Origin of the sequence: Pseudomonas sp. RW407, assembly GCF_003176655.1 — a bacterium.
GTDB lineage: Bacteria > Pseudomonadota > Gammaproteobacteria > Pseudomonadales > Pseudomonadaceae > Pseudomonas > Pseudomonas delhiensis.
Window position 1 is genome coordinate 1,111,326 of the sequence record NZ_QGSL01000106.1, and the last position, 14,083, is coordinate 1,125,408.

Below are 14,083 nucleotides of genomic sequence, written 5' to 3' on the forward strand. Positions count from 1 at the left end.
ACGAAGAGCAGGACGTAGGGCGAATAACCGTTCGCGGTTATCCGCCGTTGGCCGATGCACCGAAGCCCGACGACAACGGCGGATAACGCCGTAGGCGTTATGCGCCCTACAGGGGAACGACGGGTTGCCATGGCCGGTGAATATGGCCCTTCAACTTGGCCTGATTTATCCCTTATTGGCCTGTTCTATCGTTCTGCCGCTGCGAAAAGGAGGGCCATTATCAAGCCGCAGCTAGGTGAAGCGGTCGGCAGAACCGCACAACCGCAAACAATAACAACTGCTTAACTGCATGGTATTGAAGCATGACCAGCGCGATTGCCATCGAGCGAATCGGCATGGAATTCGGTACCCCCGGCCAAGGCCTCAAGGCCCTGGACGACGTGTCCCTGGACATCCGCGCCAACGAGTTCTTCACCCTCCTCGGCCCCTCGGGCTGCGGCAAGACCACCCTCCTGCGGCTCATCGCCGGCTTCGAACAACCCACCTCCGGCAGCATCCGCCTCTACGGCGAGCCCATGCAGGGCCTCCCGCCCTTCCGCCGCCCGGTCAACACCGTGTTCCAGAGCTATGCCCTGTTCCCGCACATGACCGTGGCGCAGAACATCGCCTTCGGCCTGGAGATGCAGGGCAAGCCCAAGGCCGAGACCGAGGCCACGGTGAAGGCCATGCTCGAACTGGTGCGCCTGCCCGACGTCGGCTCGCGGCGCGCCGACCAACTCTCCGGCGGCCAGCAGCAGCGCATCGCCCTGGCCCGCGCGCTGGCCAGCCGGCCCAAGGTGCTGCTGCTGGACGAATCGCTCTCGGCGCTGGACCTGAAGCTGCGCAAGGAAATGCAGATCGAGCTCAAGCGCCTGCAGCACGAGACCGGCATCACCTTCATCTTCGTCACCCACGACCAGGAAGAAGCCCTGACCATGTCCGACCGCATCGCGGTGATGAACAAGGGCCAGGTCCTGCAGATCGGCACCCCCACCGAGATCTACGACGCCCCGGCCAACCGCTGGGTGGCCGACTTCATCGGCGAGACCAACTTCCTCGAGGCCGAGGCCAGTGGCGACGGCGTGATGCTCGCCGACGGCCAGCGCCTGGCCGCCGCCACCACCCTGCCGGGCAAGGTGACCCTGGCCATCCGCCCGGAGCGCACCGAGCTGGCCCAGGACGGCGAGCTGGAAGGCGTGGTGGAGAACGTGGTCTACGTCGGCACCGATACCGTCTACCACCTGAAGGTCGCGGGCCAGCCGGGCTTCCGCGTGCGCCAGCAGAACCGCCAGGGCGCGGTCGGCGCCCACCAGCCCGGCGCTCAGGTGCGCGTGCGGGTGCCCGGCAACGCCATCCGGGTGCTGGCCGAATGAGTACGCTGCGCCTGCAGGCCGAGCGCAAGAGCCTGCGCGCCCGGCTGGCGCTGACCACCCCGGCCATGCTGGTGCTGCTGGTGTTCCTGGTGCTGCCGCTGGGCATCATGTTCGCCGTGTCCATCCAGGCCCCCGGCGACTACGGCGGCGTGAAGTGGGGCCAGCACACCCTGGAGGCGTACATCAACTTCCTCTGGGAACGCGACCTGGACGACGCCCTGGTGTTCAACACCGACTACCTGGGCATCTTCCAGCGCTCCTTCTGGCTGTCCATCCTGACCACCGCCGGCTGCCTGCTGATCGGCTTCCCCACCGCGCTGTACCTGGCGCTGCAGGACGAGCGCCGGCGCAACATGCTGCTGTTCCTGGTCACGGTGCCGTTCTGGACCAACCTGCTGGTGCGCGTCTACGCCTGGATACTGCTGCTGCGCAACGGCGGGCTGATCGACGAGGGCCTGCACAAGCTGGGCTTCAGCGACGCCGCCATCGGCTTGCTGTACACCGACAACGCGGTGATCATCGGCCTGCTCTACACCTACCTGCCGTTCATGGTGCTGCCCATCTACACCAGCCTGGAGAAGATGGACTGGCGCCTGGTGGAAGCCGCCTTCGACCTCGGCGCCAACCGCTGGAAGGCGCTCAGGCGCATCATCATCCCGCTGGCGATGCCCGGCGTTGTGGCCGGCTGCATCCTGGTGTTCATCCCCTCGCTGGGCAACTACATCATTCCCGAGCTGCTCGGCGGCGGTAAGTCGCTGATGATCGGCAACCTGATCCAGCTGCAGTTCGGCACGGCGCACAACTGGCCGTTCGGCGCGGCGCTGTCCTTCGCCCTGCTCGCCTTCGTCCTCGCCGCCATGCTGGTCTACAGCATGCGCTTCAGGCAGGGCGCCGCCGGAGGTCACCCATGAACTCGCTGAACCCGCTGTGGCGCTTCGCCGGCGTGCGCCCGGCCGCCTGGCTGTTCTTCGCCTTCCTCTACGTACCGATCCTGGTGCTGGTGGTGCTCAGCTTCAACAGCGGCCAGTCGGCGACCCTGTGGGAAAGCTTCAGCTTCAAGTGGTACGCGGTGGTGGCCAACGACCCGGAGATCGTCCGCGCGGCGAAGAACTCGCTGATAGTCGCAAGCCTGGCCACGGTGTTCGCCACCCTGCTCGCCACCCTGGCGGCGCTGGGCATGCGCGGCCGCGCCTTCCGCGGCCAGAGCCTGATGAACGGGGTGCTCGGCCTGCCACTGCTGGTGCCGGAGATAGTGGTCGCGGTGGCCACGCTGATGTTCTTCGCCTTCATCGGCCTGAAGCTGTCGCTGTTCACCATCCTCATCGCCCACGTGGTGTTCTGCATCCCCTTCGCCTACCTGCCGATCCGCGCCCGCCTGGAGGGCATGGACCCACGCCTGGCGGAGGCCGCGGCGGACCTCTACGCCTCGCCCTGGAAGGCCTTCTGGAAGGTGACCTGCCCGCTGCTGATGCCCGGCATCCTCTCCGGGGCGATGCTGGCGTTCATCATCTCGATGGACGACTTCGTCATCACCTACTTCGTCGCCGGCGCCGGGGCCACCACCCTGCCGGTGTACATCTTCAGTTCCATAAGAATGGGCATATCGCCGAAGATCAATGCGATCTCCTCGATCATCCTGCTGATTTCCATCGCGTTCGTTGCGTTGTCGTACTACGTCGGCCAGCGCCGGCGTTGACTGCCTCCCGATAAAAACCATTCGCACAGGAGCTTCACCGATGACCATCCGCCGCCTTCCCCTGGCCCTCAAGGCCGCCGCCCTGGCGGGCCTGACCCTGGCCAGCCAGGCTCACGCCGACGGCACCCTGCACTTCGCCAACTGGTCGGACTACTTCCCGCCGGAGCTGCTGAAGAAGTTCGAGAAGGACACCGGCATCCACGCCACCCTCGACTCCTACGACAGCAACGAGACTCTGCTGGCCAAGCTGAAGGCCGGCGGCGGCGCCTACGACGTGGTGGTGCCCTCGGACAGCTTCATCGAGATCTTCGTCAAGGAAGGCCTGCTGCAGAAACTGGACAAGTCGCAGCTGCCGAACCTGGCCAACCTCAAGGACAAGTTCAAGACCCTCTCCTACGACCCCGGCCACGACTACACCGTGCCCTACCTGTGGGGCAGCACCGGCTACAGCTACGACAGCGCCAAGGCCCCGGGCGGCAAGTTCGACGAGAGCTGGAAGCCGTTCTTCGAGCCGCCGGAGGCGTTCAAGGGCAAGGTGGTGGCGCTCAACTCCATCGAGGAGCTGTGGGCCCCGGCGACCTACTACCTCGGCGTGGACGAGTGCACCGAGGACCCGAAACAGGCCGAGAAGGTCCTCGACCTGCTGCTGAAGCAGAAGCCGCTGCTGGCGATGTACAACAGCGACGGCACCATCGAGCGCATGGCCGCCGGCGAGGTGTACATGCACCAGCAGTGGAACGGCGCCTTCCACCGCGCCCACGCCCAGCGCGCCAGCCTGGTCTACGTCTATCCGAAGGAAGGCGTGCGCCTGTTCATCGACAACCTGGCCATCCCCAAGGACGCCACCAACATCAAGGAAGCCCACGTCTTCCTCAACTGGATGATGCAGCCGGAGAACATCGCCGCCGCCTCCAACTTCGCCAAGTACAACAACGCCATCACCGGCTCCGAGAAGTTCATGGACAAGGAGCTGTTCGACGACCCGGCGATCAACACCCCGGAAGACAAGATCGACCGCCTGAAGCCGTTCCAGCTGTGCTCGCCGAAGTCCCTGGCGCTGCGCGCCAAGGTCTGGACCAAGCTGAAGAAATGACCGGTGGGTCCTGCGGCGGGACGGGCGCCCGCCGCAGGGCTGACAGTCAGTTTGGCCACTTCGATCCCTTTTTGACCCTTTACAGGGTTCTGCGGGGCGGCGCGGCGGCCTAAAGTCCGGGTACTCGCCCAGGGAATGGCCGCCAGGGCCGCGACCGCCGCCGCAGCATGCGGCGGCATCCAGGGAGCGCCGCCAGCGAGCATCCACAAGAACAATGCCCCGAGAACGCTCATGAACAGCCCTTGCTCCACCCCGGTTCGCGGCCGTCACCGCGCCCACCCCTTCCTCGCCCGTTCCGTCCGCCGGCAGCGCTGCGGCTGACCGCCCCGCTCCGTCCGCGCGGCCGCCAGCGGCGCCCCGCGCCAGCGCAACAACGACAAGAATTCGCGAGGAAACATCGATGGCCATCGAACAAGGCGCCCGCATGAGCGCCAGCACCGGCAACGCCCCCCAAGCCCAGGCGGACGCCCGCCTCAAACGCATCCTGGGGCTGCCCGCCCTGGTCTTCTTCGGCCTGGTCTACATGGTCCCGCTGACCATGTTCACCACCTACGGCGTGGTCACCGAGATGACCGGCGGGCGCACCGCCAGCGCCTACCTGATCACCCTGCTGGCGATGCTGTTCACCGCCGCCTCCTACAGCTTCATGGTGCGCAAGTACCCGATCGCCGGCTCCGCCTATTCCTACACCAGCCTGAGCTTCGGCCCGGCGGTGGGCTTCCTGTCCGGCTGGTCGCTGCTGCTCGACTACCTGTTCCTGCCGATGATCAACTACCTGCTCATCGGCCTGTTCATGAACATCGCCTTCCCGGAAATCCCCGCGTGGGTCTTCGTGGTCGCCTCCATCGCCCTGGTCACCGTGCTCAACGTGGTGGGCATCAGCCAGGTGGCCGGCATGAGCAACGCCATCGTCGGCGCCCAGCTGGTGTTCATCGTGGTGTTCGTCGGCATGTCGCTGAAGAGCCTGGCCGGCGCCCCGGCCCTGGACCTGGCCGCACCCTTCGTCGGCGACGGCAGCAAGCCCGGCTTCGCCCCGCTGATGGCCGGCGCCGCGGTGCTGTGCCTGTCGTTCCTGGGCTTCGACGCGGTCTCCACCATGGCCGAGGAAACCCGTGACGCGCGCCGCGACATCCCGCGGGCGATCATCATCACCACGGTGCTGGCCGGCCTGATGTTCACCCTGCTGGCGATCATCAGCCAACTGGTGTTCCCCGGCAGCGTGTTCCAGAACGCCGACTCGGCGGCCAACGAGGTGATGCTCAAGGCCGGCGGCCAGTTCCTCGGCAACTTCTTCACCGCCGCCTACATCGCCGGCTGCATCGGCTCGGCGCTGGCCTCCCAGGCCTCGGTGTCGCGCATCCTCTTCACCATGGGCCGCGACGGCATCCTCCCGCGCAGCCTGTTCGGCACCCTGCACGCACGCTTCCAGACGCCGGTGGTGGCGATCCTGGTGGTCTCGGCCATCTCCCTGCTGGCCCTGGTGCTGGACCTGACCACCCTGGCCTCGATGATCAGCTTCGGCGCCCTGGTGGCCTTCTCGGTGGTCAACCTGGCGGTGATCCGCACCTACCTGGGCGTCGAAGGCCGCCGCGCGCCGGCCGACCTGCTGCGCTACGGCCTGGTGCCCTTCGTCGGCCTGTGCCTGACCCTCTGGCTGTGGACCAGCCTGTCGCAGCTGACGCTGATCGTCGGCCTGAGCTGGTTCGCCGTCGGCTTCGTCTACCTGGCGCTGCACACCGGCGGCTTCCGCCGCAAGGCGCCGAGCGTGAACTTCGAGGAAAACGCCTGACACCCCACGGACCCAACCGGGCGCCGCCGGGCGCCCACTGGAGCGCAAGATGCTGACGATCTACACCGACGACCATCGCTTGCACCACGGCCAGCATGAGCTGATCGGCGGCCAGTTCACGCCCTGCTTCGAGAAGCCCAGCCGCGCCGACATGGTCCTGGACCGCGTCAAGGCCGTGGGCCTGGGCGAAATCCAGGCCCCGCGCGACTTCGGCCTGGAGCCGATCCGGCGCATCCACACCGAGGGCTTCGTCAACTTCCTCCAGCACGCCTGGCGCGACTGGCTGGCCACCGGCCGCAGCCACGACATGCTGCCCATCGCCTGGCCGACCCGGCGCCTGCGGCAGAAGGAGCCCGACAGCATCGACGGGCGCCTGGGCTACTACAGCTTCGACGCCGGCGCGCCCATCACCGCCGGCACCTGGCAGGCCATCACCAGCTCGGCGAACGTGGCCCTGACCGGCCAGGCCGAACTGGCCAAGGGCGCCCGCTCGGTGTTCAGCCTGTGCCGCCCGCCGGGCCACCACGCCTCGGCCGACTACATGGGCGGCTACTGCTTCCTGAACAACGCCGCCATCGCCGCCCAGGCCATCCTCGACCAGGGCGCGGCGCGGGTGGCCGTCCTCGACGTGGACTACCACCACGGCAACGGCACCCAGGACATCTTCTACGACCGCGCCGACGTGCTCTTCACCTCGATCCACGGCGACCCGCGCTTCGAGTACCCCTACTTCCTCGGCTACGCCGACGAGAAGGGCCTGGGCGTGGGCGAAGGCTTCAACTTCAACTACCCGCTGGCCTCGGGCAGCGACTGGTCGGTCTGGAGCCTGGCGCTGCAGGCGGCGATCCGCCAGATAGCCGCCTACGGGCCGGAAGTGCTGATCGTCTCCCTGGGCGTGGACACCTTCAAGGAAGACCCCATCTCGCAGTTCAAGCTGGACTCGCCGGACTACCTGCGCATGGGGGAGGCCATCGGGAGGCTGGGCCTGCCGACGCTGTTCGTCATGGAGGGCGGGTATGCGGTGGAGGAGATCGGGATCAATGCGGTGAATGTGTTGCAGGGGTTCGAGAGCGTTGGTTGATCGCCATTCCCTGTAGGAGCGAGCTTGCTCGCGAACCGCGTCTCCCGGTGGCTCTGGCGCGCGGGGTTGACTCCGCTCCCTCTCCCCAGCCCTCTCCCTGAAGGGAGAGGGGGCTAGTCCGTGCCGAGAGGAGCATGGCTTTAGCCGGAAACTGCAGAGCTGCCGGCTGACTCCAGAACACCCAACCCTGCCCAACGGTCCCCTCTCCCTTCAGGGCGGGGCGCGCAGCCGAGGGTTAGGGAGAGGGGCCGTAGTTAAGGCAATACTCCTAAGTCGCAGGTAAGCACCGTTCGCGAGCAAGCTCGCTCCTACGAAAAGCCGAATGCAAAAAGGCCGCGCCAGGATCACTCCCGGCGCGGCCTTTTCGCATGCTTTCCGTTACTGCAGCACGTCAACCCGGTCCACGTCGATCTCCACGCCCTTGCGCTCGTGGTCCACTTCGCCGGTCAGGCGCACCTTGGTCTTGTCGGAGATGTCCACGCCCTGGGGCCAGTCGTCGTGGTCGATCTCCACCTGCATGCTGCCGGTGGCGTCCTTGAACTCGTAGTGCTCGCCGTGCAGGCGCTTGGTGATCACGCCCTCGAGTACCGCCGGGGTGTCGTCGGCGGCGGCCTGGGCGGCCTTCACGGTGTTCACCGGGCCGCTCGCGGCCGGCTTGGCGGCGTCGCTGCCCGGGCCCGTGTAGCCGCCGGCGGCGAAGGTGGCACCAGAGAACAGGGCGATGGCGGCGATCAGGGGAAGACGGATGGATTTCATGAAGTAGCCTCCTGGCTGTTTTCGTTGAAGCCAGATTAGCCAAGCCTGCTGAAACCAGCCTGAATCCGCGCTTAATCCAGGCTTAACCGCCCTTGCCGTCGTCCTTCAGCTTGCGGAACACATAGAACAGCTCCGGCTCGCTGACCATGTAGATGGTGCCCTGCTCGTCGATGGCCACGCCCTCGGCGCGCGGGATCTTGTCGTGCAGGCCGTTGAGCCCGCCCAGCAGGCTGATGAAGCTGACCGGCTCGCCCTTCTCGTCCAGCTCCAGCAGCAGGTGCGATTCCGCCGACAGCACCAGGGTGTGGCCTGTGCGCGGGTCGACGCTGAGCGCCGAGACGTTGCGCATGTACAGCTGTTCGCTGGGCAGCGGCTGCATGCTGCCGGTCAGCCCCGGGCTGCCGTCGCTGGCCCAGCTGAAGAGGGTCATGGGGTCGCGCTCGCGGCCCAGCAGCAGGCGCTTCTGCGCCGGGTCCCAGGCGATGCCCTCGAAGCCCTTGTTGCTCTTCTCCCCGAGGTTGCCCAGGTCGAAGCTGGCCAGCTTGGCGGTGCTCAGCTCGTGGGTCTGCGGGTCGAGGTGGAAGATGGTCAGGGAGTTCTGCCGCTCGTCGGTCACCGCGACGTTGCCGTTGGGCAGCACCGCCACCCCCTCGGGGTTCTCCAGGCCCAGCAGCGGGATCACCCGCAGCACCTCGCCGTCCAGCGACAGCTCGCCGAGCAGCGGCTTCTTGCCGGTCACGGTGAACAGCGTGCGGGTCACCGGGTTGTAGGCCAGGTCGGAGGTCTCCTGCCCCTCCAGGCCGCCCTTGAGCGGCTTGCCCTGGATCACCGCGCGGTAGCCGGGCAGCCAGACGCTGTCGGCGCGGTCCTGCGCACTGGTGTTCTCTTCCTGCCACCACAGGCGGGCGCGGTCGTCCCAGTGGAACAGCTTGGCCAGCACCACCAGCACCACGGCGGCGAAGAGCAATGCCAGCAGCAGCCAGCGCAGAAGACGGGAGGATCGGACCTGGGTCATCGAGGGTTCTTGTTGTCTGGGTTTGGCAACGCCCCGCAGAAAGCAAAGGCCGCACGGAGGGCGGCCTTTGGCGGGGTACGGATCAGAGGACGCGGCTTTCGAACCGGCTGGCGCCGGGAAGTTCCAGTACCAGCGCGCTGCCGCGCTTGAGCGGGCCCACGCCCACCGGCGTGCCGGTGGAGACCACGTCGCCCGGCTGCAGCGAGAAGTGCCCGCAGATGTGCTGGATCAGCGGCACGATCGGGTTGAGCATGTCGCGGCTGTTGCCGTCCTGGCGCACTTCGCCGTCGATGCTCAGGCGGATGCCGATGTCGGTCGGGTCGGGGAAGCGGTCGGCGCTGACGAAGGGCGCCAGCACGAAGGCGCCGTCGAAGGACTTGGCCAGCTCCCACGGCAGGCCCTTTTCCTTGAGTTTGGCCTGCACGTCGCGCAGGGTCAGGTCCAGGGCCGGGGCGTAGCCGGAGATGGCGTCCAGCACCTCTTCCGCGCTGGGCTGGCGCGACAGCGGCTTGCCGATCAGCACGGCGATCTCCGCCTCGTAGTGCACGTCGCCACGGCCCTCGGGGATGACGAAGCCGCCTTCCACCGGCACGGTGCAGGAGCCGGGCTTGATGAACAGCAGCGGCTCGGTGGGCACCGGGTTGTTCAGCTCCTTGGCGTGCTCGGCGTAGTTGCGCCCGACGCAGACCACCTTGCCCAGCGGGAAGTGGATGCGGGTGCCGTCGACGTACTGATGCTGGTAGCTCATGACCGACTCCTGGACGGATGAATGGGATGCCCCGCGGCGCTCGTGACGCTGCGCGGTGCCCGCCTCCCGCGGGCGCTGCCGGCCGAATCCCTCGGCCCAGACAAGCGAAGGGCCGGTGAACCGGCCCTGCTGGGATCTACTGCTGGATCAGCTCACTCGGCGAAGATCTTGCCGGGGTTCATGATCCCGTTGGGATCGAACACCGCCTTGACCGCCTTCATGTAGCCGATCTCGGCCTCGGAGCGAGAGTAACCCAGGTAGTCGCGCTTGGTCATGCCCACGCCGTGCTCGGCGGAGATGGAGCCGTTGTACTTCTGCACGGTCTCGAACACCCACTTGTTGACGGTGGCGCACTTGGCGAAGAACTCGTCCTTGGACAGGTTCTCGGGCTTGAGGATATTCAGGTGCAGGTTGCCGTCGCCGATGTGGCCGAACCAGACCACTTCGAAGTCCGGGTAGTTGGCCTCGACGATGGCGTCGATGTCCTTGAGGAAGGCCGGGACCTTGCTGACGGTGACGGAGATGTCGTTCTTGTACGGCGTCCAGTGCGAGATGGTCTCGGAGATGTACTCGCGCAGCTTCCACAGGTTCTGCAGCTGCTGCTCGCTCTGGCTCATCACGCCGTCCAGCACCCAGCCCTGCTCGACGCAGTGCTCGAAGGTGGCCAGGGCCTCGTTGGCCACTTCCTCGGTGCTGGCCTCGAACTCCAGCAGGGCGTAGAACGGGCAGTCGGTCTCGAAGGCCGCCGGCACGTCGCCGCGGGCCAGGACCTTGGCCAGGGCCTTGTCGGAGAAGAACTCGAAGGCGGTCAGGTCGAGCTTGCCCTGGAAGGCGTGCAGCACCGGCATGATCGAGTCGAAGTCGGGGGTGCCCAGGACCATCGCGGTGAGGTTCTTCGGCGTGCGCTCCAGGCGCATGGTGGCCTCGACCACGAAGCCCAGGGTGCCCTCGGCGCCGATGAACAGCTGGCGCAGGTCGTAGCCGGTGGCGTTCTTGATCAGGTCCTTGTTCAGCTCCAGCAGGTCGCCCTTGCCGGTGACGACCTTCATGCCGGCCACCCAGTTGCGGGTCATGCCGTAGCGAATCACCTTGATCCCGCCGGCATTGGTGCCGATGTTGCCGCCAATCTGGCTGGAACCGGAGGACGCGAAGTCCACCGGGTAGTACAGGCCCTGCTCCTCGGCGAACAGCTGCAGCTGCTTGGTCACCACGCCCGGCTGGCACACCACGGTGCGGTCGAAGGCGTTGAAGTCGAGGATCTTGTTCATGTAGTCGAACGACACCACCACCTCGCCGTTGGCGGCGACGGCGGCGGCGGACAGCCCGGTGCGGCCGCCCGAGGGCACCAGGCCGACCTTGTGCTCGTTGGCCCAGCGCACCACGGCCTGCACCTGCTCGATGCTCTTGGGGAAGGCGATGGCCAGCGGCGCCGGGGCGAAATGCTTGGTCCAGTCCTTGCCATAGGCATCCAGGGAATCGGCATCGGTCAGCAGCTTGCCGGGCTCCAGCAGGGGCTTGAGCGATTCGATCAGGGCTTCGCGGGTCATCGGAGGAACTCTCAAATGGTTCATGGTCGTCCTGAGAACAGCTCAGGTCGCAACCGGACAAGGAAAAGGGAGAACATGCTAGCATACGCACCCCACGCAGTTCGCCACCTGGCGCCGAGCTGCGGCACCGGCCGGTTCGGCCAGAGCTGTTCATTTTCTAGCCATTATCCCGGGACTACAGGTTCAAGCAGATGAGCAAGACTTCTCTCGACAAGAGCAAGATCAAATTCCTTCTCCTGGAAGGCGTGCACCAGAATGCCGTTGATACCCTCAAGGCCGCCGGCTACACCAACATCGAGTACCTCAAGACCGCGCTGTCCGGCGACGAGCTGAAGGAAAAGATCGCCGACGCCCACTTCATCGGCATCCGCTCCCGCACCCAGCTCACCGAGGAAGTCTTCGACTGCGCCAAGAAGCTGATCGCCGTCGGCTGCTTCTGCATCGGCACCAACCAGGTCAACCTGAACGCCGCCCGTGAGCGCGGCATCGCGGTGTTCAACGCGCCCTACTCCAACACCCGCTCGGTGGCCGAGCTGGTGCTGGCCGAGGCCATCCTGCTGCTGCGCGGCATCCCCGAGAAGAACGCTTCCTGCCACCGCGGCGGCTGGATCAAGTCGGCGGCCAACTCCTTCGAGATCCGCGGCAAGAAGCTGGGCATCGTCGGCTACGGCTCCATCGGCACCCAGCTCTCGGTGCTGGCAGAGGCCCTGGGCATGCAGGTGTTCTTCTACGACGTGGTGACCAAGCTGCCGCTGGGCAACGCGCAGCAGATCGGCTCGCTGCACGAGCTGCTGGGCCTGTGCGACATCGTCTCGCTGCACGTGCCGGAACTGCCGTCCACCCAGTGGATGATCGGCGAGAAGGAAATCCGCGCCATGAAGAAGGGCGGCATCCTGATCAACGCCGCCCGCGGCACCGTGGTCGAGCTGGACCACCTGGCCGACGCCATCAAGGACGAGCACCTGATCGGCGCCGCCATCGACGTGTTCCCGGTCGAGCCCAAGTCCAACGACGAGGAGTTCGCCAGCCCCCTGCGTGGCCTGGACCGCGTGATCCTGACCCCGCACATCGGCGGCTCCACCGCCGAGGCCCAGGCCAACATCGGCCTGGAAGTGGCCGAGAAGCTGGTCAAGTACAGCGACAACGGCACCTCGGTGTCCTCGGTCAACTTCCCCGAGGTGGCCCTGCCGTCGCACCCCGGCAAGCACCGCCTGCTGCACATCCACGCCAACATCCCGGGCGTGATGAGCGAGATCAACAAGGTGTTCGCCGACAACGGCATCAACATCTCCGGCCAGTACCTGCAGACCAACGAGAAGGTCGGCTACGTGGTGATCGACGTCGACGCCGAGTACTCGGACCTGGCGCTGGAGAAGCTGCAGCACGTCAACGGCACCATCCGCAGCCGCGTCCTGTTCTAAGGCGCGCCGGCAATGAAAAAGGGAGGCCTCGGCCTCCCTTTTTCATTTTCTTCGCAGGAGCGACTGTCTTGCCCACCGCGGCGGGGCGCTTTTCGTAGGATGGGTTGAGCCTTGGCGAAACCCATGCGGCCGTGGTGATGGGTATCGCTTCGCTCAACCCATCCTACGCCGCCCCTTCCAACCCGTAGGGCGCATAACGCCTACGGCGTTATCCGCCAATGGTCCCGAGCACCGCTGTTCCGGCCGGCGGCGGATAACCGCGAACGGTTATTCGCCCTACGGTCGAGCACGGACGTAGGACTCCATCCGCGATGGGTTATCCGCCGCTCAAGAGCATCGCGGATAAATCCGCTCCTACGACGCTGACCCGCCCCTCACTTCACGTCGACGGTGATCTGCTTCGATTCCACGTTCGGCTCGAAGGGCACGTGGTTCTTGTCGCCCAGCAGCAGCTGCAGGGTGTGCTTGCCCGGCGGCAGGGTGATCTTGGTTTCCGTCTGGCCCTTGCCGAAGTGGCGGATGTTGTCGGTCATCGGCAGCGGCATGTCCATGGCCGGCTGCTCCTTGAGGTCGACCAGCAGGTGGTGGTGCCCGGTGCTCGGCGCGTCGACGCCGGCCGGGGCCACGCCCATGCCTTCCAGGCCGAACTTGACGGTGAAGGTCTGGCCGACGGTGGCGCCGTCCTGCGGTTCGATGAAATACACCTTGGCCCCCTCGGGCGCCGGGGTACGCGGCATGCCGGCCGCCAGCGCGGCGGTGGAGGCGGCTAGCAGCAGGCCGGCGAGGCCGAGGCAAGGCAACGTGAGCTTCATGGAGTTCTCCTTGTGAGCGGGATGGGGAGGCCCGGCACGCTAAAGCGAGCCTCCAGCGGGACTCTTCAGCATAGGCCGCCACGCCGACGGCTCAAGGGAAAGAGTGCTACAAGGGCTGTCGGGTGGCTCTACGCCGCGCCTTTCAGGCTACCACAGCGCGCTCAGCCGCCGGCTTCCAGGCCGGCCAGGCAGACCGCCGCCGCGTCCAGCTCCTCTTCGCTGAACACCAGCACGCCCATGCGCTTGAGCGCCGCCGCGGTGACGCCTTCGCCGGGCACGCGCAAGCCGGAGAAACTGCCGTCGTAGTTCTCGCGGTTGCCGCAGGAAGGGCTGCGCGCCTTGAGGATGGCCAGGCGGATGCCGTGACGGTCGACCAGCGCCATGGCCTGTTCGGCGCCGCGAACGAAGGCGCGGGTGACGTCCGCACCATCCACCGTCACCACTGGCGCCTGGCCTTCCAGCACCAGGGCGCCGCGGCCGCCGGGAATCTCCGCCGGCGCCCGCGGCGTGGGCAGGCCGCCGGCCACTTCCGGGCACAGCGCGACCACCCGGCCCTGCGCCTGCCAGCGTTCCAGCAGGTCGAAGGGGCCGTGGCTGCCACCGTCGTAGCGCACCCGGTGGCCCAGCAGGCAGCGGCTGACGAGAATCTTCTGCATGGGCGAAGCGCTCCCTTTTCGATCGCAACAGACTAGCCCGCACATCCGCCCCGGTCACCTGGCAACCGATGGCGGGCCCCCGACGGCGGCCGGGCCCATCCTTCGGCTGGAACTGCC

General features: G+C 66.7%; 13 protein-coding genes. 7 read left to right on the forward strand and 6 right to left on the reverse strand.

The window, feature by feature from the left end; translation table 11 throughout:
* The first annotated feature begins 302 nt into the window (after positions 1-302).
* From DK254_RS21780 to DK254_RS21805, 6 genes are all read left to right on the forward strand, one after another.
* Positions 303-1,352: an ABC transporter ATP-binding protein gene (locus DK254_RS21780; protein ID WP_109935436.1), complete on the forward strand. Its 1,050-nt coding sequence runs from the start codon at positions 303-305 to the stop codon at positions 1,350-1,352.
* Positions 1,349-2,263, forward strand: coding sequence for an ABC transporter permease (locus DK254_RS21785; RefSeq protein ID WP_089390861.1), 915 nt, complete (start codon positions 1,349-1,351; stop codon positions 2,261-2,263). Before DK254_RS21780 ends, DK254_RS21785 begins: the two co-directional genes overlap by 4 nt.
* Complete coding sequence (locus DK254_RS21790; RefSeq protein ID WP_009613945.1) at positions 2,260-3,048, forward strand: ABC transporter permease; 789 nt, start codon at positions 2,260-2,262, stop codon at positions 3,046-3,048. The genes DK254_RS21785 and DK254_RS21790 overlap by 4 nt, the downstream gene beginning before the upstream one ends.
* A 40-nt stretch (positions 3,049-3,088) precedes the next feature.
* Complete coding sequence (locus tag DK254_RS21795) at positions 3,089-4,141, forward strand: extracellular solute-binding protein (protein WP_089390860.1); 1,053 nt, start codon at positions 3,089-3,091, stop codon at positions 4,139-4,141.
* Positions 4,142-4,565: 424 nt separating this feature from the next.
* Positions 4,566-5,930 carry an APC family permease gene (locus DK254_RS21800; RefSeq protein ID WP_167364786.1) on the forward strand — a complete coding sequence of 455 codons (1,365 nt, stop codon included), beginning with the start codon at positions 4,566-4,568 and terminating at the stop codon, positions 5,928-5,930.
* Between the two features lie 49 nt (positions 5,931-5,979).
* A complete protein-coding gene (locus DK254_RS21805) occupies positions 5,980-7,011 on the forward strand; it encodes a histone deacetylase family protein (RefSeq protein WP_089390858.1) in 1,032 nt (343 codons plus the stop codon).
* Between the two features lie 378 nt (positions 7,012-7,389).
* On the opposite strand, the gene DK254_RS21810 is transcribed toward DK254_RS21805, so the two are convergent.
* The 4 genes from DK254_RS21810 to DK254_RS21825 all read right to left on the reverse strand — a co-directional run bounded on the left by DK254_RS21810 (position 7,390) and on the right by DK254_RS21825 (position 11,077).
* A complete protein-coding gene (locus DK254_RS21810) occupies positions 7,390-7,767 on the reverse strand; it encodes a NirD/YgiW/YdeI family stress tolerance protein (RefSeq protein WP_109935437.1) in 378 nt (125 codons plus the stop codon).
* 82 nt (positions 7,768-7,849) lie between these two features.
* Positions 7,850-8,782: an SdiA-regulated domain-containing protein gene (locus DK254_RS21815; protein ID WP_109935438.1), complete on the reverse strand. Its 933-nt coding sequence runs from the start codon at positions 8,780-8,782 to the stop codon at positions 7,850-7,852.
* A gap of 82 nt (positions 8,783-8,864) precedes the next feature.
* The gene (locus tag DK254_RS21820; protein WP_109935439.1) at positions 8,865-9,530 is read right to left on the reverse strand and encodes a fumarylacetoacetate hydrolase family protein; all 666 of its coding nucleotides are present in this window, start codon (positions 9,528-9,530) and stop codon (positions 8,865-8,867) included.
* Positions 9,531-9,682: 152 nt separating this feature from the next.
* Complete coding sequence (locus tag DK254_RS21825) at positions 9,683-11,077, reverse strand: FAD-binding oxidoreductase (RefSeq protein WP_109935440.1); 1,395 nt, start codon at positions 11,075-11,077, stop codon at positions 9,683-9,685.
* Between the two features lie 191 nt (positions 11,078-11,268).
* Here DK254_RS21825 and serA point away from each other — a divergent pair, with 191 nt between their 5' ends.
* Positions 11,269-12,498 (forward strand): phosphoglycerate dehydrogenase, encoded by a 1,230-nt coding sequence (gene serA, locus DK254_RS21830; protein WP_109935441.1) that lies wholly within the window; start codon positions 11,269-11,271, stop codon positions 12,496-12,498.
* A gap of 374 nt (positions 12,499-12,872) precedes the next feature.
* On the opposite strand, the gene DK254_RS21835 is transcribed toward serA, so the two are convergent.
* Both DK254_RS21835 and DK254_RS21840 read right to left on the reverse strand, forming a co-directional pair.
* Complete coding sequence (locus tag DK254_RS21835; protein ID WP_109935442.1) at positions 12,873-13,310, reverse strand: DUF4399 domain-containing protein; 438 nt, start codon at positions 13,308-13,310, stop codon at positions 12,873-12,875.
* Between the two features lie 161 nt (positions 13,311-13,471).
* A complete protein-coding gene (locus DK254_RS21840) occupies positions 13,472-13,966 on the reverse strand; it encodes a DUF523 domain-containing protein (RefSeq protein WP_074980339.1) in 495 nt (164 codons plus the stop codon).
* Positions 13,967-14,083 lie beyond the last annotated feature (117 nt).

Excerpts from the sequence above, each read along its gene's own strand:
- DK254_RS21780 (WP_109935436.1), top strand. The coding sequence starts at position 303 with ATGACCAGCGCGATTGCCATCGAGCGAATCGGCATGGAATTCGGTACC.
- DK254_RS21785 (WP_089390861.1), top strand. The coding sequence starts at position 1,349 with ATGAGTACGCTGCGCCTGCAGGCCGAGCGCAAGAGCCTGCGCGCCCGG.
- DK254_RS21790 (WP_009613945.1), top strand. The coding sequence starts at position 2,260 with ATGAACTCGCTGAACCCGCTGTGGCGCTTCGCCGGCGTGCGCCCGGCC.
- DK254_RS21795 (WP_089390860.1), top strand. The coding sequence starts at position 3,089 with ATGACCATCCGCCGCCTTCCCCTGGCCCTCAAGGCCGCCGCCCTGGCG.
- DK254_RS21800 (WP_167364786.1), top strand. The coding sequence starts at position 4,566 with ATGAGCGCCAGCACCGGCAACGCCCCCCAAGCCCAGGCGGACGCCCGC.
- DK254_RS21805 (WP_089390858.1), top strand. The coding sequence starts at position 5,980 with ATGCTGACGATCTACACCGACGACCATCGCTTGCACCACGGCCAGCAT.
- DK254_RS21810 (WP_109935437.1), bottom strand. The coding sequence starts at position 7,767 with ATGAAATCCATCCGTCTTCCCCTGATCGCCGCCATCGCCCTGTTCTCT.
- DK254_RS21815 (WP_109935438.1), bottom strand. The coding sequence starts at position 8,782 with ATGACCCAGGTCCGATCCTCCCGTCTTCTGCGCTGGCTGCTGCTGGCA.
- DK254_RS21820 (WP_109935439.1), bottom strand. The coding sequence starts at position 9,530 with ATGAGCTACCAGCATCAGTACGTCGACGGCACCCGCATCCACTTCCCG.
- DK254_RS21825 (WP_109935440.1), bottom strand. The coding sequence starts at position 11,077 with ATGACCCGCGAAGCCCTGATCGAATCGCTCAAGCCCCTGCTGGAGCCC.
- serA (WP_109935441.1), top strand. The coding sequence starts at position 11,269 with ATGAGCAAGACTTCTCTCGACAAGAGCAAGATCAAATTCCTTCTCCTG.
- DK254_RS21835 (WP_109935442.1), bottom strand. The coding sequence starts at position 13,310 with ATGAAGCTCACGTTGCCTTGCCTCGGCCTCGCCGGCCTGCTGCTAGCC.
- DK254_RS21840 (WP_074980339.1), bottom strand. The coding sequence starts at position 13,966 with ATGCAGAAGATTCTCGTCAGCCGCTGCCTGCTGGGCCACCGGGTGCGC.